Origin of the sequence: Methylobacterium guangdongense (genome assembly GCF_038442355.1) — a bacterium.
Classification (GTDB): domain Bacteria; phylum Pseudomonadota; class Alphaproteobacteria; order Rhizobiales; family Beijerinckiaceae; genus Methylobacterium; species Methylobacterium guangdongense.
On the sequence record NZ_JBBXMX010000001.1, the window covers coordinates 324829 to 347992 of the forward strand.

26 protein-coding genes are annotated in these 23164 nt (G+C 69.4%); 17 read left to right on the forward strand and 9 right to left on the reverse strand.

All coding sequences use genetic code 11. The features are described 5' to 3' along the window. Positions 1 to 10: 10 nt before the first annotated feature. The 3 genes from AAHG09_RS01570 to cobJ are packed head-to-tail and all read left to right on the forward strand — an operon-like array spanning position 11 to position 1466. Entirely contained in the window at positions 11 to 286 is a 276-nt protein-coding gene (locus AAHG09_RS01570; protein WP_342104888.1) for an AbrB/MazE/SpoVT family DNA-binding domain-containing protein, read from the forward strand. Continuing rightward, positions 283 to 699: a type II toxin-antitoxin system VapC family toxin gene (locus AAHG09_RS01575; protein WP_342104890.1), complete on the forward strand. Its 417-nt coding sequence runs from the start codon at positions 283 to 285 to the stop codon at positions 697 to 699. Before AAHG09_RS01570 ends, AAHG09_RS01575 begins: the two co-directional genes overlap by 4 nt. Continuing rightward, a complete protein-coding gene (gene cobJ, locus AAHG09_RS01580; RefSeq protein WP_342104892.1) occupies positions 696 to 1466 on the forward strand; it encodes a precorrin-3B C(17)-methyltransferase in 771 nt (256 codons plus the stop codon). Before AAHG09_RS01575 ends, cobJ begins: the two co-directional genes overlap by 4 nt. On the opposite strand, the gene AAHG09_RS01585 is transcribed toward cobJ, so the two are convergent. Next, positions 1436 to 2200 carry a cobalt-precorrin-6A reductase gene (locus AAHG09_RS01585; protein ID WP_342104894.1) on the reverse strand — a complete coding sequence of 255 codons (765 nt, stop codon included), beginning with the start codon at positions 2198 to 2200 and terminating at the stop codon, positions 1436 to 1438. The genes cobJ and AAHG09_RS01585 overlap by 31 nt on opposite strands. 28 nt (positions 2201 to 2228) lie before the next feature. Here AAHG09_RS01585 and cbiE point away from each other — a divergent pair, with 28 nt between their 5' ends. The 4 genes from cbiE to AAHG09_RS01605 are packed head-to-tail and all read left to right on the forward strand — an operon-like array spanning position 2229 to position 6053. After that, positions 2229 to 3461, forward strand: a complete 1233-nt coding sequence (gene cbiE / locus AAHG09_RS01590; protein WP_342105456.1) for a precorrin-6y C5,15-methyltransferase (decarboxylating) subunit CbiE — start codon at positions 2229 to 2231, stop codon at positions 3459 to 3461. After that, positions 3458 to 3862, forward strand: coding sequence for a cobalamin biosynthesis protein (locus AAHG09_RS01595; RefSeq protein WP_342104897.1), 405 nt, complete (start codon positions 3458 to 3460; stop codon positions 3860 to 3862). The genes cbiE and AAHG09_RS01595 overlap by 4 nt, the downstream gene beginning before the upstream one ends. After that, on the forward strand, positions 3859 to 4635 hold the full coding sequence (cobM, locus tag AAHG09_RS01600; RefSeq protein WP_342104899.1) for a precorrin-4 C(11)-methyltransferase: 777 nt from the start codon (positions 3859 to 3861) through the stop codon (positions 4633 to 4635). Before AAHG09_RS01595 ends, cobM begins: the two co-directional genes overlap by 4 nt. Beyond that, positions 4632 to 6053: a cobyrinate a,c-diamide synthase gene (locus AAHG09_RS01605; RefSeq protein ID WP_342104902.1), complete on the forward strand. Its 1422-nt coding sequence runs from the start codon at positions 4632 to 4634 to the stop codon at positions 6051 to 6053. The genes cobM and AAHG09_RS01605 overlap by 4 nt, the downstream gene beginning before the upstream one ends. Before the next feature lie 47 nt (positions 6054 to 6100). On the opposite strand, the gene AAHG09_RS01610 is transcribed toward AAHG09_RS01605, so the two are convergent. Then, on the reverse strand, positions 6101 to 6508 hold the full coding sequence (locus AAHG09_RS01610) for a helix-turn-helix domain-containing protein (RefSeq protein ID WP_342104905.1): 408 nt from the start codon (positions 6506 to 6508) through the stop codon (positions 6101 to 6103). A gap of 380 nt (positions 6509 to 6888) precedes the next feature. Between AAHG09_RS01610 and AAHG09_RS01615 the strand changes: the two genes are divergently transcribed. Together AAHG09_RS01615 and AAHG09_RS01620 are read left to right on the forward strand one after the other, a co-directional pair. Continuing rightward, positions 6889 to 7236: an antibiotic biosynthesis monooxygenase family protein gene (locus AAHG09_RS01615; RefSeq protein ID WP_342104907.1), complete on the forward strand. Its 348-nt coding sequence runs from the start codon at positions 6889 to 6891 to the stop codon at positions 7234 to 7236. Between the two features lie 502 nt (positions 7237 to 7738). Further along, on the forward strand, positions 7739 to 9244 hold the full coding sequence (locus tag AAHG09_RS01620) for an exopolysaccharide biosynthesis polyprenyl glycosylphosphotransferase (protein ID WP_342104909.1): 1506 nt from the start codon (positions 7739 to 7741) through the stop codon (positions 9242 to 9244). A 16-nt stretch (positions 9245 to 9260) separates the two neighbouring features. Here the strand turns inward: AAHG09_RS01620 and AAHG09_RS01625 are convergent, their stop codons facing one another. Beyond that, positions 9261 to 9746, reverse strand: a complete 486-nt coding sequence (locus AAHG09_RS01625; protein WP_342104912.1) for a transcriptional repressor — start codon at positions 9744 to 9746, stop codon at positions 9261 to 9263. Positions 9747 to 9877: 131 nt separating this feature from the next. On the opposite strand from AAHG09_RS01625, the gene AAHG09_RS01630 reads away from it, so the two are divergent. The 3 genes from AAHG09_RS01630 to AAHG09_RS01640 are packed head-to-tail and all read left to right on the forward strand — an operon-like array spanning position 9878 to position 11696. Beyond that, positions 9878 to 10003 (forward strand): hypothetical protein, encoded by a 126-nt coding sequence (locus AAHG09_RS01630; protein WP_342104915.1) that lies wholly within the window; start codon positions 9878 to 9880, stop codon positions 10001 to 10003. Continuing rightward, complete coding sequence (locus tag AAHG09_RS01635) at positions 10000 to 10824, forward strand: metal ABC transporter ATP-binding protein (RefSeq protein ID WP_342104918.1); 825 nt, start codon at positions 10000 to 10002, stop codon at positions 10822 to 10824. The genes AAHG09_RS01630 and AAHG09_RS01635 overlap by 4 nt, the downstream gene beginning before the upstream one ends. Positions 10825 to 10871: 47 nt before the next feature. Then, complete coding sequence (locus tag AAHG09_RS01640) at positions 10872 to 11696, forward strand: metal ABC transporter permease (RefSeq protein ID WP_342105457.1); 825 nt, start codon at positions 10872 to 10874, stop codon at positions 11694 to 11696. Between the two features lie 281 nt (positions 11697 to 11977). Here AAHG09_RS01640 and AAHG09_RS01645 read toward each other — a convergent pair whose 3' ends face one another. The 4 genes from AAHG09_RS01645 to AAHG09_RS01660 form a co-directional block, all read right to left on the reverse strand. Further along, entirely contained in the window at positions 11978 to 12739 is a 762-nt protein-coding gene (locus tag AAHG09_RS01645) for a class I SAM-dependent methyltransferase (RefSeq protein WP_342104921.1), read from the reverse strand. A gap of 420 nt (positions 12740 to 13159) precedes the next feature. Further along, on the reverse strand, positions 13160 to 14023 hold the full coding sequence (locus AAHG09_RS01650; protein WP_342104924.1) for an SDR family oxidoreductase: 864 nt from the start codon (positions 14021 to 14023) through the stop codon (positions 13160 to 13162). Further along, positions 14020 to 15165 (reverse strand): tRNA epoxyqueuosine(34) reductase QueG, encoded by a 1146-nt coding sequence (gene queG, locus AAHG09_RS01655; protein WP_342105459.1) that lies wholly within the window; start codon positions 15163 to 15165, stop codon positions 14020 to 14022. The genes AAHG09_RS01650 and queG overlap by 4 nt, the downstream gene beginning before the upstream one ends. Positions 15166 to 15194: 29 nt before the next feature. Continuing rightward, positions 15195 to 15887, reverse strand: coding sequence for a glutathione S-transferase family protein (locus tag AAHG09_RS01660; RefSeq protein WP_342104926.1), 693 nt, complete (start codon positions 15885 to 15887; stop codon positions 15195 to 15197). A gap of 254 nt (positions 15888 to 16141) precedes the next feature. On the opposite strand from AAHG09_RS01660, the gene AAHG09_RS01665 reads away from it, so the two are divergent. The 5 genes from AAHG09_RS01665 (at position 16142) to AAHG09_RS01685 (ending at position 20881) form a co-directional block, all read left to right on the forward strand. After that, the gene (locus AAHG09_RS01665; RefSeq protein ID WP_342104928.1) at positions 16142 to 16945 is read left to right on the forward strand and encodes an undecaprenyl-diphosphate phosphatase; all 804 of its coding nucleotides are present in this window, start codon (positions 16142 to 16144) and stop codon (positions 16943 to 16945) included. A gap of 307 nt (positions 16946 to 17252) precedes the next feature. Next, positions 17253 to 19142, forward strand: a complete 1890-nt coding sequence (locus AAHG09_RS01670) for a methylmalonyl-CoA mutase subunit beta (RefSeq protein WP_342104930.1) — start codon at positions 17253 to 17255, stop codon at positions 19140 to 19142. 31 nt (positions 19143 to 19173) lie between these two features. Continuing rightward, on the forward strand, positions 19174 to 19548 hold the full coding sequence (locus AAHG09_RS01675; protein ID WP_342104932.1) for a hypothetical protein: 375 nt from the start codon (positions 19174 to 19176) through the stop codon (positions 19546 to 19548). A 135-nt stretch (positions 19549 to 19683) separates the two neighbouring features. Further along, positions 19684 to 20130 (forward strand): hypothetical protein, encoded by a 447-nt coding sequence (locus tag AAHG09_RS01680; RefSeq protein WP_342104935.1) that lies wholly within the window; start codon positions 19684 to 19686, stop codon positions 20128 to 20130. A 31-nt stretch (positions 20131 to 20161) separates the two neighbouring features. Beyond that, entirely contained in the window at positions 20162 to 20881 is a 720-nt protein-coding gene (locus AAHG09_RS01685) for a glutathione S-transferase (RefSeq protein WP_342104937.1), read from the forward strand. Between the two features lie 7 nt (positions 20882 to 20888). On the opposite strand, the gene AAHG09_RS01690 is transcribed toward AAHG09_RS01685, so the two are convergent. Then, complete coding sequence (locus AAHG09_RS01690) at positions 20889 to 21212, reverse strand: YbaB/EbfC family nucleoid-associated protein (protein ID WP_342104939.1); 324 nt, start codon at positions 21210 to 21212, stop codon at positions 20889 to 20891. A gap of 78 nt (positions 21213 to 21290) precedes the next feature. Then, complete coding sequence (locus AAHG09_RS01695) at positions 21291 to 23153, reverse strand: DNA polymerase III subunit gamma/tau (protein ID WP_342104941.1); 1863 nt, start codon at positions 23151 to 23153, stop codon at positions 21291 to 21293. Between the last annotated feature and the right edge of the window lie 11 nt (positions 23154 to 23164).

The window sequence follows — 23164 nt, forward strand, 5'->3', positions numbered from 1 at the left end:
GGGGCGGTGCATGACGACGTTGACGGTGACGGCCCGGGGCCAAGTAACATTCCGAAGGGATATCCTCGAGCACCTCGGCATTCGGCCGGGGGACAAGGTCCGGCTCGAACTCCTGCCGGATGGCCGGGCGGAGCTGAAGGCCGATCAGCCCGAGCGCTCGTGGCGTCGACTGCACGGGATGCTCGCGGGCAAAGGCAACGACGCCCGCTGCTCCATTGAGGAGATCGGTGACGCCATCGCGCAGGCCGGGGCAGAAGCCGGGTTGTCCGGTCTCGACAAGCCGTGAAGATCACGCCCGACACCAACGTCCTGCTCCGCCTGATCGTCAATGATGACGCGGCACAGGGGCTGGCGGCCCTTCGGATGCTGGAATCCGCGGCACAGGTCGCGATCAGCGTCCATGCGGTGTGCGAACTGGTTTGGGTCCTGCGCAGTCGCTACGCCATGCCCCGCGCGGAGATCGCAGCGGCGATACGAGGTTTGATCTCGGCCCGTCACGTCGTGACCGATCGGGCGGCGGTCGAGGCCGGCTTGGCGATGCTGGAGGACGGCGGCGATTTCGCGGACGGTGTCATCGCGTTCGAAGGACGTCGCCTCGGTGGCGAGACCTTCGTGTCATTCGACAGGTTGGCTGTTAAACGACTGGGTGCGCAGGCCATCCCTGCCCTCTTGCTGACCTCAGAGGCGGACGCGCGGTGAATCCCGGTGCAGGCGGAACTCTCACGGTTATCGGCCTCGGCCCGGGCGACGAGAGTCTGCTGACCGAATCCGCCCGGCGGGCCCTGGACGCCGCGGAAGACCTCATCGGCTACTATCCCTACGTGGCCCGCGTGCCGGAGCGACCGGGTCTGATCCGGCACGCCAGCGACAACCGCGTCGAGGTCGACCGGGCCCGCCACGCCCTGCAGCTCGCCGCGACCGGGAGGCGGGTCGCCGTGGTCTCCGGCGGCGATCCCGGCGTGTTCGCCATGGCGGCGGCGGTGTTCGAGGCGGTGGAGCACGGCGAGCCGAGCTGGCGCGACCTCACCATCACGGTCGAGCCCGGGATCACCGCCATGCTGGCCGCGGCGGCGCGGCTCGGCGCCCCGCTCGGCGGCGATTTCTGCGCCCTGTCGCTCTCCGACAACCTGAAGCCCTGGCCGGTGGTGACCGCCCGGCTGGAGGCGGTGCTGCGGGCCGATCTGGTCGTGGCCCTCTACAACCCGATCTCGTCCGCCCGGCCCTGGCAGCTCGGCGCCGCCCTGGAGATCGCGGCCGGCATCCGCCCGCCCGGGACGCCGGTGATGTTCGCCCGGGCGATCAGCCGGCCGGACGAGGCGATCCGGGTGACCACCCTGGCCGAGGCGCCCACGGCACCCGCCGACATGGCCACCATGGTGATCCTCGGCGCCTCGACGACGCGGCTGATCCCCCGGGAGGGCCGCCTGCCGTTCGTCTACACGTCGCGCAAGGTCGAGGCCGCGTGAGCGGCGGCGTCGAGCCAGCGGAGCGCCCCGGCCGCGTCGGGGACGCATGGTACGTCGGGCTTGTCCGGCCGGCGCACCATGATGACGGGGATCGCCAGGACGCGCGCCGCCGCGATCTTGCCGTAGGTCGCCGCCCCGCCGGAATTCTTGCTGACCACGATCTCGATGCCGGCGTCCCGCATCAGCGCCGCCTCGGCGTCCGCGTCGAAGGGCCCGCGCGCTTCGATGGCCGTGAGCCGGGGCACCGGCAACACATCGCCGAGCGGTTCGACCGTGCGCGCCCAGTAGGCATGCTGCGGGGCCGCCGCGAAGACGCCGGCCTCCTGCCGGCCGACCGTCAGGAACACGCGCCGGGGCTCGGCGCCGAGCGCCGCAGCGGCGGCCGGGACGCTCGCGACCTCGGTCCAGACGTCGCCGGGCTCGGGGCTCCAGGCCGGCCGGCGGATCGCGAGCAGCGGAACCCCGGCCAGAGCCGCCGCGCGGGCCGCGTTGGCCGAGATCCGGGCCGCGAAGGGATGCGTGGCATCGATCAGGCGGTCGATCCCTTCGGACTGCAGGTATTGCGCGAGTCCCTCGGCGCCGCCGAATCCGCCGCTCCGCGTCGGGACCGGCTCGGCCTTCGGAGCGGCGGTTCGGCCGGCCAGCGACAGCATCACGGACAGGTCGTTCCGCCCGGCGAGCGCACGCGCCAGGGCGCTGGCCTCGCCGGTCCCGCCGAGGATCAGGATCCGCATCACACCATCCGTCATGGCGGCCTTGTCCATGAGCGGTGAGGCCCTGTCGAGCCGGGATGCACCGGGACGCTGGCTGTCGATCATCGGCATCGGCGAGGATGGGCGCTCCGGCCTCACACCCGCTGCCGCCGCGGCGCTCGATGCCGCCCGCGTCGTCTACGCCGGACGCCGTCACATCGCGTTGGCCGGTCCCCTTGCCGCCGAGACCCGGCCCTGGCCGAGCCCGATCCACGAAGCCTATCCGGACATTCTCGCCCGCCGGGGCGAACCCACCTGCATCCTGGCGACCGGCGATCCGTTCCACTACGGCATCGGCGCCGAGATCGCCCGGCTTGTTCCGCCAGCCGAGATCCGGGCCTTCCCGCAGCCCTCGGCGTTCAGCCTCGCCTGCGCGCGCCTCGGCTGGCCGCTGGCCGAATGCGGACTCGTGACCCTCCATGGCCGGGCGCTCGCGCGGATCGTGCCGCATCTCCAGCCGGGGGCGCGGCTGCTGGTCCTGTCGTGGGACGGCACGACGCCGGCCGCGCTGGCGGCCCTGCTCGCCGAGCGCGGCTTCGGCGCGTCCGAGATCCTGGTTCTCGAAGCGATGGGCGGCCCGCGCGAGCGGATCCGCGGGGCGCGGGCCGAGGCCTTCGATCTCGCCGACATCGATCCGCTCAACACCGTGGCGATTGCCGTAGCGGGTGCCGGCCGCGCGCTGCCCCTCGCGCCAGGACTCGACGACGCCCTGTTCGAGAATGACGGTCAGCTCACCAAGGCCGAGATCCGGGTGTTGACCCTCGCGGCCCTGAGGCCCCATCCCGGCCTGCACCTGTGGGATATCGGGGCCGGCGCGGGCTCCATCGCCATCGAGTGGATGCTGCGCCATCCGAGCCTGCGCGCCACCGCGATCGAGGAACGGCCGGAGCGGGTCGAGCGCATCCGTCGCAATGCCGAGCACCTCGGCGTGCCCGACCTCACCGTGGTGACCGGGACCGCGCCGGATGCCCTGACCGACCTGCCGCGGCCGGATGCCGTGTTCATCGGCGGCGGCGTCTCGGAGCCGGGTGTCCTGCCGGCGGCCCTGTCGGCCCTGAAGCCGGGCGGGCGCTGCGTCGCCAACGCGGTGACGCTGGAGGGCGAGGCGGCCCTGCTCGCGGCCTTCGCCGTGCAGGGTGGCAGCCTGCGCCGCTTCTCCGTCGATCGGGCAAGCCCCGTGGGTGGCTTGCACGGCTGGCGACCGGCGATGCCGGTGACCCAATGGGCCTGGACCAAGCCATGACCAATACCCTCGCCGCCGGGATCGGCTTTCGCCGCGGCACCCGAGCCGACGAGATCGCGGCGCTGATCACCCAGGCCCTCGGACAGGTCGGCGCCGTACCCGGCGACCTGACGGCGATCGCCACGGCGGCCGACCGAGCGACCGAGCCGGCCATTACCGACGCGGCGGCGCGTTACGGCCTGTCGCCCTGCCCCATCATCGCGGAGGCGCTGGCGGCCCGCGACGCCGAACTCGCAACGCGATCGGCGCGGATCGAGCACCTGCGCGGGGTAGGCTCCGTGGCGGAAGCAGCTGCCCTGGCGGCGGCCGGCCCGGACAGCCGCCTCGCCCTCCCCCGGATCGCCAGCGGCGGCGCCACCTGCGCGCTCGCCCGCGGCCAGACCCCGATGCCCCCAGCATGACCGTCCACTTCATCGGCGCCGGGCCCGGCGCGGCCGATCTCATCACGGTGCGCGGCCGCGACCGGGTCGCCGCCTGCCCGGTCTGCCTCTATGCCGGCTCCCTGGTGGCACCCGAGATCCTCCGCTGGTGTCCGCCGAATGCCCGGATCGTCGACACGGCGCCCCTCGACCTCGACGCCATCATGGCGGAGATCGCGGCGGCCCACGACGCCGGCCACGACGTGGCACGGCTGCATTCGGGGGATCTGTCGATCTGGAGCGCGCTCGCCGAGCAGATGCGCCGGCTCGACGGGCTCGGCATCCCCTTTACGGTGACGCCCGGCGTCCCGGCCTTCGCGGCGGCGGCGGCCGTGCTGCGGCGGGAGCTGACCGTGCCGGGGGTGGCGCAATCCGTGGTCCTGACCCGCACATCCGGCCGGGCGAGCGCCATGCCCGAGCGCGAGACCCTGGCGGCCTTCGCGGCCACCGGCGCCACGCTGGCGATCCATCTCTCGATCCACGTGGTCGAAAAGGTCGCCGCCGAGTTGATCCCGTTCTACGGGCCGTCCTGCCCGGCCGCGGCGGTGTTCCGCGCCTCCTGGCCGGACGAGCGGGTGCTGACGGCCGATCTCGCCACCTTGCCGGCCCGCGTGGCGGAGGCCGGCCTGGAGCGGACGGCGCTGATCCTCGTGGGCCCGGCGCTCGGCGCAGAGAATTTTCGCGAGAGCGCGCTCTACGCCGTCGATTACGACAGGCGCTATCGGCCCGGCGGCGCGGTCGGAGGGCGGTCGTGAGCGCCCCCGGTCTCATCGTCGCGGCCCCGCGGTCGAGTTCCGGCAAGACGACGGTGGCCCTCGGGCTGATGCGGGCTCTGACCCACCGGGGCCTGCGGGTGCGCGCCGCCAAATGCGGGCCGGACTACATCGACCCGGCCTTCCATCAGGCGGCGACGGGCCGGCCGAGCTTCAATCTCGACAGCTTCGCCATGGCGCCGCCCCTGCTCGACGCCCTGGCCCGCGCGACCACGGCCGATGCCGACATCGTGATCGCCGAGGGCTCCATGGGCCTGTTCGACGGGGTCCGGGCCAGAGCGCTCTCCGCCGAAGTGGATACCGGTTCGGCGCAACAGAGCGCGGCGAAACAGGGCGCTCGGGTCCGTTCCGACTGCAACGCCATCGGAACGGACCCGAGCGAGAGCCGGACCGGGGCCAATGCCGACATCGCGGCCCGCTACGGCTGGCCGGTGGTTCTGGTGGTGGACGTCTCCGGGGCGGCGCAATCGGCCGCCGCGGTGGCCTTGGGCTGCCGGCTCTACGATCCGCGTGTGACGATCGCGGGCGTGATCCTGAACAAGGTGGCCAGCGCCCGCCATCGCCGCCTCGTGGAGGCCGGGATGGAACGCGCGGGGCTCCCGGTGCTCGGCGCCCTGATGCGCGACGCGCAGCTCGTGCTGCCCGAGCGGCATCTCGGCCTGGTCCAGGCCGGCGAGACCGCCGATCTCGAAGCCCGCCTCGATCGCCTCGCCGATCTCGCGGGGGCGGGCATCGATCTCGATGCCGTCCTCGCGGCGGCCGGCGGCGGCGTGTCGGGATCGGGGGGAAGCCTGCCCGTTCCGCCCGGTCAGCGGATCGCGGTGGCCCGGGACGCGGCCTTCAGCTTCCTCTATCCGCATCTCGAAGCCGGCTGGCGTGAGGCGGGGGCCGAACTGATCCCGTTCTCGCCCCTGGCGGACGAGCCGCCGCCCGACGCATGCGACGTATGCTGGCTTCCCGGCGGCTACCCTGAACTGCATGCCGGCCGCCTCGCGCAAGCGAGCCGATTCCTGAACGGCCTTCGCGGCTTTGCCCGTACCCGGCCGGTCCATGGCGAGTGCGGCGGCTACATGGTGCTCGGCCGCACCCTGGAGGATGCGGAGGGCGTCACGCACGCCATGGCCGGCCTCCTGCCGGTGGAAACCTCGTACCGCCGCCGCAAGCTGCACCTCGGCTATCGGGTCGCGCGCCTCTGCGGCGCTGGCCTGCTCGGCCTGCGCGGTACCCGCCTGATCGGTCATGAGTTCCACTATGCCAGCGAGTTGTCGCCGGCGGCCCCGGAACCGGACGCCCTGGCGCAGGTCACCGACGCGGAGGGCACCGATCTCGGCTTCGCGGGGCATCGGATCGGGACCGTGAGCGGAAGCTTCTTCCACCTGGTGGCCACGGATCAGGCCTGACCATTCCGCCGGGTCGCCTCATCGCGTCCCGCGATCGGATTGGCCGCTCAGGCGGACTCGCTCGGCGGTGGGATATCGCGCACCTGCGCGAGGCGCGCGGCGCTGCGGACCAGAGCCAGGACATCCCGGCGCATCTGCTCGTCCTCGATCTGCGCGTAGGCGCGCAGCAGTTCGATGGCGCCCTGGCCGCTGAGAAAGCCGAACACGTCTTCCTGCGTGTTGGCGCGCGGCTCGCTCTCCTCGAAGAAGGCCGAGACCGGGACGTCGAGAAGGCGCGCTATCTCGCGGAGCCGGCCGGCGCCGACCCGGTTCTGGCCCTTCTCGTATTTCTGCACCTGCTGGAACGTGACGCCGACCGCATTGCCCAGGGCGGTCTGGCTCATACCCCGGGCCTTGCGCAGGGCGGTGATCCGAATCCCGACCAGACGATCGACATCCGTGGTCTGCTTCGGCATCGGCTGGGCAGAGGTTTCCTTTTCGCCGGAGGTGAGCGCATCCTGTTGCGGGTGCGCTGTGCTCCCCTCGCCGTCGCGCCGCTTCACCGTCCGCCCCACCATCCGAGACCGTAGAATGTGTTCAAGCGGCGCGTCGTACGCAGAGGGCGAAAGGCCGATCTGCCGGACTTATAGGCCGCACCACAGTAGGACACCAAGTTATCAAGCTTCGCAAGTCTGAGATTACAGCTTCTAGTTTAACAACACACAACTTTGCAACATTGTTGCTTAAATGTCGACCTGTATCTCTGCTCCGATTGTCAGGGTGCGCCCTGTCGCCGCGCCGGGTCGCATGGGTGGCGCAAACGCTAGTAAGCTCCGTCGCGGCAGAGGAGAATGACATGTTTATCGCCATGAACCGCTTCAAGGTCGTCAAGGACGCGACGGCGGATTTCGAGGCCGTCTGGCTGGGGCGCGACAGCCACCTCGGCGAGATGGCCGGCTTCGTCGAGTTTCACCTGCTGCGCGGCCCCGAGCACGAGGACCATGTCCTCTACGCGTCGCACACGATCTGGCGCTCGCGGGCCGACTTCGAGGCGTGGACCCGCTCGGAGCAGTTCCGGAAGGCCCATGGCCGCGTTCCGACGACCAAGCCGCTCTACATCGGCCATCCGCAGTTCGAGGGTTTCGAGGCGATCCAGACCGTCGGCGGATCGAGCGACACCCGGGAACACGCCGACGCGGTCTGACCGGCCGCGGGCGGCCTCCGCCGTGAAGCCGGTCATCGTTGCACCGGTCTTCACGGCGGAGGCGGACCGCCACCTGTGCCGACACTGGATGTGTGCGGGCAGGTCATACGAGACCCAATCGGCTCGGAGGGCTTGAACGCCCGGATTCGCAGGGGCTCGTGTTCCTCCGTGGTGGAGCCGCGGCCGCACGCGCTCCCGTCCGCCGAACCGCCATTTCTTGGTTGTAAACAGAAGCTAAACGAACTCGCCTAAATTGAGATACGGGCGGTGAGCAAAGAAGGAAGCTGAATCTCCGTACGGTCGAAGACGACGAACAGCGGTTTTCGAGAACTTGTTCATTGCCGCGTTATGCGACGCGTACTAGATCGAGGCCTCTCGAGGGGAGCGGGTTTGCAGCTCTCAAGGCCCGCCGCTTGCTCCGTTACCGGTACAGGCCGGCACTGAAACGCTTCGTGTTTCAGACTGGTACAAAGTCCGATCAAGACGGGACGTGGCGCGCCAGATGTTTCACGAACGGATCCCGGAAGCGTTCCAGGCTGTGCCGAGTTCGGCCGAACGCCGTCGCAGCGTCTGGTCGGGACTGCTGCCCCATCGCGGCCGGGCGGCGGCGCGCGTCGTCCTGTCGTCGGCGCTGGCCGCCACCGATCTCGCGGCGATCCTCGGGGTCACGCTGGTCATGGAGCTCACCTACGAAATCGCCTACCCGGACGGGATGCTGGTCGCCGGCATCGCCCGCGGCGTGCAGCTCGCGGCGCTCCTCGGCCTCATCATCGTGGCGACGAACGCCCTGCGCGCGGAATACAGCCTCGACACCGTGATCGCCCAGAAGCCGAACGTGCAGCAGGCGGCCTCGCTGTGGCTGGTGGCCTGGGCCGCCGTCCTCGTGGTCGGCTTCATGACCAAGACCACCGGTGAATATTCGCGCCTCGTCTCGCTCGGATCCTTCGTCGCCGGCTTGCCGGCCCTGATCCTGACCCGCGCCGCGATGGTCCGCCTCGTGCGGCGGCGGCTCACGGCCGGCTCGGCCTCGGTGAGCCGCGTCCACCTCGTGGGTTACGAGGAAGACATCACGCGCTTCTACGCCAGCAACGCGATCGACCGGCTCGGCCTGCGAATCGTCGGCACGAGCTACCTGCGCCGCGTCGATCCGGGCGCGGACAACGCCGCCCGACATGACCAGTTGCAGGAGGATCTCGACCTCGCCGTCTCGGTTGTGCGCTTCCTGCGCCCGGACGACGTGTTCGTCCTCGTGCCCTGGACCGACAACGCCGAGGTCGAGCGCTGCATCGACGCGTTCCTGCGCGTGCCGTCGGCGCTGCACCTGCGGCCCGGAGCGATGCTCGATCGCTTCCCCGACCTGCAGGTGGCCCGGGTCGGCGGCGTTTCCGGCATCAACATCGGCCGCCGGCCGCTCAACCTGGGCGAGGTCGTGCTCAAGCGCGCGTTCGACCTCACGGTGGCGACGATCGCGCTGGTCGCCCTCTCGCCGCTGCTCGCCGTGATCGCGTTGGCGATCCGGCTCGACAGCCCCGGCCCGGTGTTCTTCCGCCAGAAGCGCTACGGCTTCAATCAGCAGCCCTTCGGGGTGTTCAAGTTCCGCTCGATGCGGACGGAGACCAACACCGTGTTCCGGCAGGCCACGCGCAACGACAGCCGGATCACCCGGGTGGGTGCGATCCTCCGGCGGACCAACCTCGACGAGCTGCCCCAGCTCCTCAACGTCCTGCAGGGGGAGATGTCGCTGGTGGGTCCGCGGCCCCACGCCCTCGCGCATGACCGGAGCTTCGAGCGGCGGATCGCCCTCTATGCCCGCCGCCACAACGTGCGGCCGGGAATCACCGGCTGGGCGCAGGTGAACGGCTTCCGCGGCGAGACGCTGACCGACCTCGACATGGAGCGGCGCGTCGCCTGCGACCTGCACTACATCGATAACTGGTCGATCTGGTTCGACATCCAGATCATGATCCAGACGCTGATCTCGCGCCGGGCCTACAGGAACGCGTTCTGAAGCCCCGGATACGGGATCAGGGCGCGCGCTTCTGATCCCGGCACAGGCCGCAATCGCCCTCGACCTCCAGGATGCTGTGGGACGGGGTGAAGCCCGCCCGCTCCAACGTGCGCTCGAGGCCGCCCTCGACCTCCTCGGTGGAGGCCTCGTCGACCGTGCCGCAGGTCCGGCAGATTAGGAAGATGACGCCCTCCCCGGGGGCATGATCGTGCGCGCAGGGAATGAAGGCGTTGCGGCTCGCGATCCGGTGGACCAGCCCCTGCTCCATCAGGAAATCGAGGGCCCGGTAGACCGAGACCGGCGCGACGCGCTTGCCCGGCACGCTGAGGCGCTCGGCGATGTCGTAGGCGCCCTGCGCCTTGCCGGACTCGGCCACCGCCTCCAGAACCTCGCGGCGCAGCGGGGTGAACTGCAGGCCGCGCGCGCGGCAGACGGCTTCCGCCCGCGCGAGCATGTCACGGGCATCGGTCCGACAGGCGTCGTGACCGTCGTGGCGGTGCATGATGGCTCCCATGACAGATCCGCAGGTTGTCCCACGGGTTTGTTACAGTGTATCACCCCGACCCCGGACCGCACCAGTCTCCCGCCGAGTCCGCGCCCCGGCCCGAGCGCGACGAGGACGCCTTGCCCACCATGTCCAGCTCAAGCCGCGCGGCCCGGCGATCCCTGTTCCAGAGCGGGCTCGGCCCGCGCCTCGCGCTGGCCGGCAGCCTCTCGGCCCTGGTGTGGCTGGTTATCGCCTGGGCGCTCGCGACATGAATGCCGCCCCTCCGGATCCGGTCCGGCTGATCAGCCTGACGCTGGGCTACGACCGGCATCCGGCCATCCATCATCTGGACGGGACCGTGCGCGCCGGCGATCTGCTCGCGCTGGTCGGACCGAACGGCGCCGGGAAGTCGACGCTGCTCAAGGGCATCGCGGGCGAGATACCGGTCCTCGACGGACGCATCGAGCGCGCCGGCGACATCGCCTATATGCCGCAGGCCGACGAGATCGACCGCAGCTTCCCGCTGAGCGTGATGGATCTCGCCGGGATGGGCCTCTGGCGGCGGGCCGGCGCATGGCGAAGCCTGGGCCGTCAGCGGCGCGCCACCGAGGCGGCCCTCGCCGCGGTCGGCCTCGATGGGTTTCAGGCACGGCCGATCGGCACCCTCTCGGGCGGGCAGTTCCGCCGCGCCCTGTTCGCGCGGCTGATCCTTCAGGATTGCCCCGTCCTCCTCTTGGACGAGCCGTTCACCGGGATCGACGCCCGCACCGTCGACGATCTGCTGGCCCTCATCCGGGGCTGGCACGCGGAGGGCCGCACGGTGGTGGCGGCCCTGCACGATCTGGCGCAGGTGCGCGCCCATTTCCCGACGACGCTGCTGCTGGCCCGCGAGCCGATCGCCTGGGGTCCTACGGCCAGGGTTCTCACATCGGACAACCTCGCGCGCGCCAGAAACCTGTCGGAGGCCTGGGACGAAGGGGCGCCGGTCTGCGCCGGTCCGCGGATTGCCGCGCCCCACGATCACGACGGGCATGACCACGGCGGTCATGACCACGGGGGCCACAGCCATCATCACCACGAGGATGCCGCGTGATCGATCCGTTCGGGTCCCTGGCCGCGCCGTTCGTCGAATTCGGCTTCATGCGCCGGGCGCTGGCCGGCTGCCTCGCGCTGTCGGTCTCGGCCCCGCCGGTGGGCGTGTTCCTGACGCTGCGCCGGATGAGCCTGATGAGCGACGCGATGAGCCACGCCATCCTGCCCGGCGCCGCGGCGGGCTTCCTGGTCGCCGGCCTGTCGCTGCCCGCGATGACGCTCGGCGGGCTCGTCGCGGGCCTCGCGGTGGCGCTGCTCGCGGGCGCCGTCACCCGTGCCACGACGGTGCGGGAGGATGCCAACCTCGCGGCCTTCTATCTGATCTCGCTCGCGGCCGGCGTGCTCTTGGTCTCCCTGCGCGGCTCGCAGATCGATTTGATGCACTTCCTGTTCGGCTCGGTCCTGGCGCTGGACGATGCCGCCCTGTGGCTGCTCGGCGGGATCAGCACGCTGACCCTGGTGGCGCTCGCCGTGATCTACCGGCCGCTGGTGATGGAGTGCGTCGATCCGCTGTTCCTGCGGACGGTGAGCCGCAGCGGCGGTCCGATCCATTACGCCTTCCTCGCCCTGGTGGTGATCAACCTCGTCGGCGGGTTCCAGGCGCTGGGCACCCTGCTGGCGGTCGGGCTGATGCTGCTCCCGGCTGTGGCGGCCCGCTTCTGGGCCCGGGATCTCGGCGGGCTCATTCCGGTCTCGATGGGGATCGCCGCGCTGGCAAGCGTGTCGGGCTTGAGCCTGTCGTACCAGTTCGATCTGCCGAGCGGCCCGGCCATCGTGCTGGCCGCCGGAGCCCTCTACCTCGCCTCGATGCTGGTCGGCCCGCGCGGCGGGTTGCTGCGCCGCTTCGTGCGGGCGCGCCACCTCGAGGCTTGAGCCGATTCACATTGGTGCGCCGACGCCTCATCGCATCGATCTTTTGTGGGTCGCAGAATCGACAACCACTCTTGAGAAACCAGCTTGCTACACGGTCCCGGACCTGCCGCCCGACACAGGGATCGCGATTGTGGACACGGATAACCCGCCGCCGAAGGCAGACATCTGCGACCACACCGGCTCGAACGAAGCGAGCGCGCTTTACCGGCGCGCGGCAACCACCGTCCTCGTATACTAAGCTCGGGCTGGGATCAACGAAGTCGCACTTTGTTGTCCGAATTTCAAATGCCAGCGCGCCGTCTCAAGATGCCAATGCCGAGGTAGTTCCCATCGACACTCTCGTACTGATCCAGAAATTCGAAAGCTTCGAAGTTTGGGGCTTCGAGCACTTTCAGTGCCCCCCAAAGTTCGACTGTTTCAGGACAAGCCAACGATGCGACATCATGATGGATGATGATTTTGGCATGATCTCGGACCATCATATGATCCAGCATCGCGACGCGAATCGAATGATCGCCATCTACGAACACACATTGTGGGCGAATCTTCGTGACGAATTCGGCCACTTGCCTATCGGTCGAAATCATTTTGAGGTAAAATCTCTCGATTCCGCTACCATTAAGAAGCTCGAAATAGGCTGTAATGAATGGGGAAATCTCGATGGGGTCCACCGCCGATACAGACCTAAGATTTGCACCATTCAGTCTAAGCCATTCCGTCATGACGATGAACGTGCCACCCCATCGACAGCCAATCTCGAGATAGGAATCGATCGCGGGGGCCTCGCACGAAAGCCATGCTAGGGCGCGTGCAAATTGATTTGGATATTGCCAAAGATACAAGCCCGTCCCAAAATAGCCACTGAGCTCACGCGGTTGCTCATGCAAGATTTCGTTGTTTAGGCCAAGGACTGGAATCAGTTCATATTCAAGAAAATTTAGATCTTGGCGTTTATTTTCTGGCACGTAACGCAATATATCGACGGCAATCTCGACGTTACGACGACAGATCGCGTAGTTTTCATGCAGATTTTGTTGACTCATCTAGATAGATCCCCACGAGGACTCGCGAGACTCCCGTCTCCCAGATTTCGGAAAAAACCTCAACCAGTTTCTGCTCGTCGGCAAGATCATCCCAACCAATTGTCCAAAAAAGAATACGGGCACGTAGTATATCTTAGTGCTTGGCTGAATGTCACATAAGTAAAAAGTTTTCTTAAACCGTAATCGACCTTCTAATTTATCTTCGAACAAGCATTTCTTGAAATTTAACTGGTGTAAATATTTAATTAAGCGCATAATTTCACGATCTTACATAATTACTTCCATCTAGATGACAAAATTAAATAATGTTTGAGGCGCAATACGAAGATCTTGCACAGAAATACCGGAATTATATCAGCTGCGGCCAAGATAAATCCTGCCGAAAACTTGGTTTTTAAGTAAATTTCGTTGGCGAAAACGCTAAGCTTGGTCCTTCAGCGCTGCCAGCCCCTCGCGATAGGTCGGGTAGGCGAGCGCGACGCCGAGTTCCTCGCGGATCAACCGATTCCGCACGCGCTTGTTCTCGCCGTAGAAGCTCCGGGCCATCGGCGACAGGTCGGCGGTCTCGAAATCGATCTCCGGCGGCAGCGGCAGCCCGTTCAACGCGGCGGCGTGCTCGGTGACGGTCTGGGGTGCGGTCGGCTCGTCGTCGGTGACGTTGTAGATCGCGCCCGCCCGGGGCCGATCGATGGAGGCCAGCAGCGTCGTGGCGATATCGTCGACGTGGATGCGGTTGAACACCTGCCCGGCCTTCACGATCCGCTGGGAGCGCCCCTCGCGCAGCTTGACGATCGGGTTGCGCCCCGGACCGTAGATGCCCGACAGCCGGAAGATCTGGACCGCCTGGCCGGTCCGGGACCCGAGCGCCAGCCAAGCCTCCTCCGCGTCGAGCCGCACCTTCGAGCGGGCGCTGCGGGGGTTCCCGGGCGTCGTCTCGTCGATCCAGGCGCCCTGCTGATCGCCGTAGACCCCGATGGTCGAGAGGTAGCCGATCCAGCCGATGCGGCTCCCTGCGATCGCATCGGCGTAGCGGGCGAGCACCGAGTCTCCCTTCTCGCCGGGGGGCGCCGAGACGAGCAGTACGTCGGTCCCGGCGAGATCTGCGGCGATGCGGGGATCGTCGGCCTGGGGACCGAAGGCACGCATGGCGAAGCCGGTCTCCGCTGCGAGGCGTTCGGCGGACGCGGGTTCGGTGACGGTGGCGCGCACCGTCTCGAATCGGTCGCGCGCACGCTCGGCGAAGCGGCGGCCGGTGAAGCCCAGGCCGAAGACGAAGAGATTCATGCCGCGGATGTCTCGCCGGCACAGGCTTCCGTCAAGCCGAGGGCGGCCTGCCACTCGTCGCGGACGTGGGGATCGGTCTCGCCAAGCCCGCATCGACGATGCAGATCTCGGACAGCCGCCGGCTCAAGGAGCCGCCCGCACGCCCAGACCGCCATGCCGCGCACCAGCGGCGAGTCGTCGGAGAGCCGCGCGACCGCCGCCTCGGCAAGATGTGGCGCACCGGAATTTCCGACCGCGATCATCACGTTGCGCAAGAACCGATCGCGGCCGGTGCGCTTCACCGGCGTGCCGGCGAACAGGCTCCGGAAGGCCGCATCGTCGAGGGCGGCGAGATCGGCGAGCGGTGGCGCTGCCAGATCGGCCCGGGCCGCGAGGCGGGTTTCGGCGGCGGTGCGGGCGAACTTGTTCCAGGGGCAGACCGCGAGGCAATCGTCGCAACCGAACACCCGGTTGCCGATGGCCGGCCGGAACGCAGCCGGGATCGGGCCGGCATGCTCGATCGTCAGGTAGGCGATGCAGCGCCTCGCATCGAGCCGGTAGGGCGCGGGGAACGCGTTCGTCGGGCAGATGTCGAGGCAGGCGCGGCAGGAGCCGCAATGGTCGCGGCCCGGCGCGTCGGGCTCGAACTCCGCGCTCGTGTAGATCGCCCCGAGCAGGAGCCAGTTGCCGTGCTCCCGGGAGATCAGCACCGTGTGCTTGCCCTGCCAGCCGAGCCCGGCCGCCTCGGCGAGCGTCTTCTCCATCACGGGTGCAGTGTCGCAGAAGACCTTAACCCGCACGTCGCCCTTGGCCGACAGGTAGCCGCCGAGCTCCTTCAGCTTGCCCTTCAAAACCTCGTGATAATCCCGCCGCTGCGCGTAGGCCGCGACCGCACCGCGCTCCGTCCGGGTCGTCAGGACCAGCGGATCGTGCTCCGGCCGGTAGCTCATGGCCACGACCAGGATACTGCGCAGCCCCGGCCACAGGCCGGTCGGACGGGCGCGCTGGTCGGCGCGCTCGGCCATCCAATCCATCGTGCCGTGGGCGCCCTCGGAGAGCCAAGCCGAGAGCCGTTCGGGCAGATCCGGCAGGCGGTCGGGCCGGGTCACGCGCAGGCCGCAGAAGCCCAGCGTCCGGGCCCGGGTCTCGACGAGGCGGCGCAGGTCGGCGCCGATGTAGGTCCGTCGGGCGTTCAGAAATCCAGATCCGCGTAATGGGCGGCCGGCGGCATGCCGGCGACCCGGTCGGCGAGCAGCCCCCGGAACGAGGGCCGCGACTTCACCCGGGCGTACCAGTTCCGCGCCATCTCGTCCTCGTCCCAGGGCACGTCCCCAAGATAGTCGACGCAGGACAGATGGGCGGCCGCCGCGAGATCGGCATAGGTCAGGTTGTCACCCGCGATCCAGCGCCGCCGGGCGATCAGGTAACCGATATACTTGAGATGATAGCAAACGTTCGTCCGCGCAGCCCGGATCGCATTCATGTCGGGCGGTCCGCCGCCCGCGTTGCTGGCCATGAAGCGCTTCGAGATCTTCTCGTTGACGAGGTAGCCCGTCACCTCCGATTCGAACTTCACGAGGAACCAGTCGAGCAGGCGGCGCACCTCGACCCGGTCCACCGTGTCGTCCGGCAGGAGGCGCCGCCCCGTAAGGCCAAGCCCCCGGGTCTCGTCGAGATATTCGGCGATGACGCCGGCGCCCGGCACCACGAGGCCGTTCTGCTCCAGCAGCACCGGCGTCAGACCCGCCGGGTTGAGCAGCAGGAACTCGTCACGGCGCTCCCAGGGCCGTTCCTCGAACAGCGTCGGCTCCATGCCCATCTCGGCGAGCACGAGACGGATGAACCGGGAATTCGCGCAGAAGGGGAAGTGATAGAGGGTTGCCATCGAGGCCGTGCAGGACGTTCGGTCGGGCAGCGCGGTCGGGTCCCGCGCTCGTCGAGGGCCCTGGCGCACTGGTCTTCAGCACGCAGGACTTCGGACCGAGCGTTATTGCTCGACCGTTGCCGAGCCCTTAACACGCGCAACCGGCAATCGGTAACCGCCCGTCAACCCTGGTGGGCGAACCCTCCGGCCAACCCTTCAGATGGCGCGCTCTGCCCGGCACGGGCCGGCGCGCGCCCGCGGCACAGGACGTGACGATGGATCCGGTCAGCATCGGCAAGGCAGTCCTGCTCGCACTGGTCGAGGGCGCGACCGAGTTCATCCCGGTCTCCTCCACCGGCCATCAGCTGCTCGTCGGCCACTTCATCGGCTTCCACTCGCCGAACAACACCTTCGAGGTGCTGATCCAGCTCGGTGCGATCCTGGCGATCCTGCTGGTCTATTTCCGCCGCCTGCTCGGCATCGCCACCGCGCTGCCGAACGATCCGAACGCCCGCCGCTTCGTGCTCGGCATCCTGGTGGCGTTCCTGCCGGCGGCGATCATCGGCGGCCTCTTCTCCAAGGTGATCAAGGCATACCTGTTCAACCCGTGGATCGTCTGCGCGACCCTGGTGGCGGGCGGCCTGGTGCTGCTCGTGATCGACGACACCGACCTCAAAGTCCGCAAGCGGGACGTCTACGACTTCTCCCTGCCGATGGACCTGAAGATCGGCATCTTCCAGTGCCTCGCCATGATCCCCGGCGTGTCGCGCTCGGGCGCCACTATCGTGGGGGCGATGCTGATGGGCGCCGACAAGCGCTCGGCCACCGAGTTCTCGTTCTACCTCGCCATGCCCACCATGGCGGGCGCCTTCGCCAAGGATCTTCTGGACAATTACAAATACCTGTCGAGCGACGATGTCGGCCTGATCGTGATCGGCTTCGTCGTGTCGTTCATCTCGGCGCTGATCGTGGTGCGGGTGCTGCTCGACTACGTCTCCCGGCACGGCTTCTGGCTGTTCGCGTGGTGGCGCATCATCGTCGGCGCGCTGGGTTTTGCCGGGTTGATCGTTTTCGGGTGAACCAAGCATTCGTTCGCCACCGGTAAGGCCCGGCGGATTCACACATCTCCGTCGAAGACTATGCGCGAACGGCACCGCGTCTCCCTCCCCCCTTTGCGGGGGAGGGAGTGGCGCGGTTCCAGAGCGCGATGTGTGAACGTCGCAGCCGAGCGGGCCGAGACGAGGCGGCGAGTCTCCGCGCCCTTCAAAAGGCCCTCACACAGGGCTCAAGCTTTCCTCAACCATCGGGCGATTGCCAGCGACAGAACGGCGTGCGAGGCAATCCGGTGAAAGCGACGCACAAGACGGCGCGTTCTGGGACGATCCGATGGAAGACAGACCCCTCGCCGACCTCTTCGAGCCCGCAGACCGGACGCGCTGGCTCGGCCTCGTCGAGGGCGTCCTCAAGGGGGCCGATTTCGAGAAGCGGCTGGTCTCCCGGACGGCGGACGGCCTGCGGATCGAGCCGCTCTACGGCCCGGCCGAACCCGCCACCCAGCCCGTGCGCGAGCCGGGGCCGTGGCGGATCGCTCAGCGGGTGGACCATCCGGATCTCGCCGCCGCCAACGCCCAGGCGCTGAGCGACCTCGAAGGCGGCGCGGACGCCCTCGTCCTGGCCTGCGCCGGCGCGCCCGGCGCCCGCGGCTACGGCCTGACGGCCGCGAGCGTCGAGGATCTCGACGCCGTGCTGAAGGGCGTGATGCTGCCCCTGATCACCCTGCGCGTCGATGCCGGCGGCCGGGGCCTCGAGGCCGCCCAGCTCATCAAGGCGCTGGCGGAGCGGCGCGGCGAGGATCTGTCGAGCTACGACCTCGACCTCGGGATCGATCCGGTCGGCGTGCTGGCTGCGACCGGAAGCCTGGGCGCCGTCTGGACGGAGATCGCACCGCGCGTCGCCGGGGCTGCCGCGGAGCTCGAAGCGGCAGGCTTCCGCGGACGGATCTTCCTGGCCGATGGCCGGCCGTACCACGAGGCCGGCGCCGGTGAGGCGGCCGAACTCGGTGCCGTGCTCGCCACGGCTTTGGCCTATCTCCGCGCCCTGGAGGCCGCCGGTCACGATCTCGAGAGCGCCCGCAGCCGCATCGCGGTGCTGCTGGCGGCCGACGCTGACGAGTTCGTCACCGTGGCGAAATTCCGGGCCATGCGGCGCCTCTGGGCGCGGGTCGAGCAGGCCTGCCGGCTGGAGCCGAAGCCGCTGCGTCTCCACGCCGAGACCGCGTGGCGGATGATGACCCAGCGCGACCCGTTCGTGAACATCCTGCGCACCGGCATGGCGGCGGCATCGGCTGGGATGGGCGGCGCCGACAGCGTCGCGGTCCTGCCCTACACGCAGGCCCTCGGACTGCCCGACGCCTTCGCCCGGCGCGTCGCGCGCAACAGCCAGATCGTGCTGATCGAGGAATCGCACCTCGCCCGGGTCAGCGACCCGGCCGCGGGCGCGGGGGGATTCGAGGCGCTGACCGCGGAGATCGCTGAAGCCGCCTGGGCGGCGTTCCAGGCGATCGAGGCCGAGGGCGGAATCGTCGCCTCCCTCAGCGTCGGCAAGCTGCAGCGGCGGATCGAGCTGGTCCGCGAGGCGCGCACGAAGGCGGTGGCGACCCGGCGCGAAGCCCTCACCGGCGCCAGCGAGTTCCCGAACCTCGCCGAGAAGCCCGTCACGGTGCTCGACGTGCCGAAGGTGGCTCCGCCCAAGGCTGCCAATTTCGGCCCCGGCTCGGCGGTCGCCTGCGATGCCCTGCCGTCCCAGCGCCTCGCCGAGCCCTACGAGACCCTGCGCGACGCCGCCGACGCCTATCAGGCCAAGACCGGCCGGCGACCGGCGGTGTTCCTCGCCAATCTCGGCACGGTGGCGGCATTCAACGCGCGGGCGACCTTCGCGGCCAACGCTTTCGCGGCCGGCGGCATCGAGGCCCTGTCGAACGATGGCTTCGCCGATGCCGAGGCCGCGGCGGCGGCGTTCCGGGATTCGGGCGCGGCGCTCGCCTGCATCTGCTCCACCGACGCGATCTACGCCGAGCGGGCCGTCGCGACCGCCGAGGCGCTCGCCCGGGCCGGCGCCGGTGTGATCTACCTTGCCGGGAAGCCCAGCGATCTCGCCGAGCCCCTGAAGCAGGCGGGGGTGCAGGCGTTCCTGCATGTCGGCTGCGACCTGCTCGCCCTGCTGAACGGCGCCCTGCGTGCGGCCATGCGCCCCCCGTCCCCGCAGCGGACCGCCTGATTCAGTCGTCTCCAAGCCGACCCGAAGCCGCATGACGCGCCTGATCGCCACCCTCCTGATCCTCGCCGGCACCGGCCCGGCCGTCGCCCTCCCGCGCGGCGGGCCGGCTCCGGACCGCTTCGACGGGACGTGGAGCGTCGAGATCATCACCGAAGCCGGCACATGCGACCGGGCCTACCGCTACCCCATCCGGATCGAGCACGGGGTCGCGCGCTTCATCGGGACGGCTTTCACGGTTCAGGGAAACGTCGCCGGCAACGGAGCCGTTCGCGGCTCGATCTCCAACGGCACCGCGACGGCCAACGTACGCGGGCGCCTCGGACGGGACGGGTTCGGGACCGGCACCTGGGTCGCCTCCGGCGCCCTCGAATGCCGCGGGCATTGGAATGCCGAGCGCCGCAGCTGAGCCTGCGACCTTGCGTCATGGAACGAATGCGCTTCTGCCCGGAAACCGGCCCGGACGATGCGCTCTCAGCCCCGTTCCCGACGCAATCATGAGGGAATGCTGAACACGGTTCGGATCCCCGCTGAGGCCGCCCGCATGAAAACAACAATCCTCGCGTCCCTCTCCGTCCTCCTGCTCGTCTCGACGGCGCAGGCGCGTCCGCATCGTCACCCGGCAGCCCCCACGGTGAATCAGGCCCAGGCCGAAAAAGTCCTGGATCCGCTGCGGCAGGCGGCCACCGCGTGCTTCGCCGATACAGTCCTGTCGAACCCGAAGGCCACCGCCGAGGCCCGCGCCGGACGCTGGTACGAGGCTGTGGGCATCACCGGCTTCCTGTGCCGGCCGGAGGTCGCCGCGATGATCCAGGCGCACGACCGGATCTACGGGGCGAAGACCGGCGAGCGCTACTTCAAGGGCGCCTACGTCAAGCATCTCGATCAGCAGCTCGCCGAGCGGCTTCAGCCGGTGCTGGCCCACAAGACCGTCGCCAGCGCCGAGCCGCCGCCCGAGAAGGCCTCCGAGGACAGCGCGGCCGGCAACTGAGCCGGCCCCGCGGGCCGGGAGCCGGTCGGCGATGACCTACGAGCTTCACTACTGGCCGATGATCCAGGGGCGCGGCGAGTTCGTCCGCCTCGCCCTGGAGGAGGCCGGCGCCGACTATATCGACGTCGCCCGCCAGGACGACGATGCGGGCGGCATCGGCCCGATGCTCGATCGTCTGTCGGATCCGGCGAACCCGCGCCCGCCCTTCGCGCCGCCCTTCCTGCGCGACGGCGACCGCGTCATCGGGCAGAGCGCCGCGATCCTGCTCCATCTCGGGCCACGTCTCGGACTCGCGGGCGCCAGCGAGCGCGACCGGATCTGGACGCACCAGCTTCAGCTCACCATCGCGGATGCCGTCGACGAGGTGCACGACACCCACCACCCGCTGGGCGTCGATTTGTACTACACCGATCAGAAGCCGGAGGCTTTGCGCCGGGCGGCCGGGTTCAAGACGAACCGGATGCCGAAATTCCTCGGCTATTTCGAGCGCATCCTGGAGGCCAACGGCGGCGCGCGATTGGTCGGCGCGGATCTGACCTACGCCGACCTGTCGCTGTTCCAGCTGGTCGATGGTCTGCTCTACGCCTTCCCGAAGGCCACCGCGACGGCGCTGCGCGCCACGCCGCACGTGGCACGGCTGCACGACGCCGTGGCGCAACGCCCCCGGATCGCCGCCTATCTGGCGAGCGAGCGGCGGATCCCGTTCAACGAGGACGGGATCTTTCGGCGTTACCCCGAACTGGACGGGTAAGGGCCGGTCAGAACGGCAGCTTCATGCCGGGCGGCAGGGGCAGGCCCTTGGTCAGCTCGGCCATGTGCTCCTGCATCGTCGCCTCCGCCTTGCCGCGGGCATCGTTGCAGGCCGCCACGATCAGATCCTCCAGGATCTCACGCTCGTCCGCCACCATCAGCGAGGGATCGATCGTGATCCCCTTCATCTGACCCTTCGCGGTCATGGTGACCTGCACCGAGCCGCCACCGGAGGCGCCGGCAACCTCGATCTGGTCCATCTCGGCCTGCAGGTTGGCCATCTTCTCCTGCATGGCCTGGGCCTGCTTCATGATGCCCATCAGGTCGCGCATGCGGCTCTCTCCCGGTTCTGTCGTCGTCTGATCTGGGTCCGTGCCGGCCCGCCCGCCACGGATGGCCGGGCCGAAACCTCAGCGGTCGTCGTCCTCGACCTCGTCAACGCGGGCGGCATCGCCCTCGCCGAGGATCTCCTGCTCGGCCGTCGGCAGCGCCTCGGAGGCGGTCTCGCGCACGTCGACGATCTCGGCGCCGGGAAAGCGCGTCAGCACCTCGCGCACGAACGGATCGGCGGCGGCGTTCTCCCGGCGGGTCTCGACCACCGCGCGGGCGGCCGCGTCGCGGGTCGGCGCGCCCTCCTCCTTCGAGAGGGCGACCGACCAGCGCCGGCCGGTCCAACGCTCGATCGCCGCAGCGAGGTCGGTGGCGAGGCTCGGCCGTCCGCCCTGGGCGAGACGGAACTCGATCCGCCCGTCCTCGAAGCGCACCAGATGAACGTCCCGCTCCAGGGCGGTCCGCAGCAGGATGTCCCGATTGGCATCCGCCAGGGCGATCAGATCCTCGAACCGGCCGAGCCGCGGCGTCGGCGGCGCGACGGGGGCGGGTGCCGCGACAGGCGCGGCCATCGCCACCGGGGCGGCGACGGGGACCGGCTCGGCCGACATCGTCCGGGGTGCGGCGGCCAAGGCCGCCGAGCCGCCGCCGCGCAGATCCGGGATCGGCGGCAGGGCGGGACGTCCCGAGGGCGCCGGCTCGCCCGCCGGCTCGGCGGCGGCCTCGGCCTTCAGCTGGCGCAGGGCCTCGTCCGGGGTCGGCAGATCGGCCGCGTAGGCGAGGCGCACGATGGCCATCTCGGCCGCCGCCAGCGGGCGCGGCGCGGCCTGAACCTCGGGGATCGCCTTGAGCAGGATCTGCCACGCCCGCGACAGGGCACGGATCGAGAGTTTTTCCGCAAACTGGCCGCCGCGGACGCGCTCGGTCTCGCTGAGGGTCGGGTCCTGGGCGGTCTCCGGCACCGCTTTCAGGCGGGTCACGAGATGCGTGAAGGCCGCGAGGTCGGAGAGCACCACCGACGGGTCGGCCCCCGCATCGTACTGCGCCCGCAACTCCGCGAAGGCCGCCGGAACGGAGCCGCGCATCACCGCCTCGAACAGGTCGAGGATCCGGGCCCGATCGGCGAGCCCCAGCATGTCGCGCACGCTCTGCGCGGTGACGGAGCCGGCGCCGTGCGCGATCGCCTGATCGAGCAGCGAGAGCGCGTCGCGGACCGAGCCCTCGGCGGCCCGGACGATGGCGCCCAGAGCCTCGTCCTCGGCCTCGACCCGCTCGGCCGCGCAGACCTTGGCGAGGTGGGCGTGGAGCACCGGCGCCTCGACCCGGCGCAGGTCGAAGCGCTGGCAGCGGGACAGGATCGTCACCGGGACCTTGCGGATCTCCGTGGTGGCGAACACGAACTTGGCGTGGGGCGGCGGCTCTTCGAGCGTCTTCAGGAAGGCGTTGAACGCCTTCTCGGAGAGCATGTGGACCTCGTCCACGATGTAGACCTTGTAGCGCGCCGAGACCGGCCCGTAGCGGATACCGTCGATGATCGCGCGCACGTCGTCGATGCCGGTATGCGAGGCGGCATCCATCTCCAGCACGTCCATGTGCCGGGATTCCATGATCGCCGCGCAGTGCAGGCCGAGTTCCGGCATCGACACGGTCGGGCCGGTATCGGGCTGGCCGGCGCGGATGTAGTTGAGGCCGCGGGCGAGGATCCGCGCCGTCGTGGTCTTGCCGACGCCGCGCACGCCCGTGAGCATCCAGGCCTGCGGGATGCGGTTGGCCGCGAACCCGTTGGCGAGGGTGCGGACCATCGCCTCCTGGCCGATCAGGTCGCCGAAATGGGTGGGACGGTATTTGCGCGCGAGCACCCGGTAGGGCGTCGCCGCGGCGGCGGGCGCTGGAAACCCGGGCAGGCCCGGCTCGTCGTCAGGCGTGCCGGTCGAAGCGTCCATGCCGGGTCGGG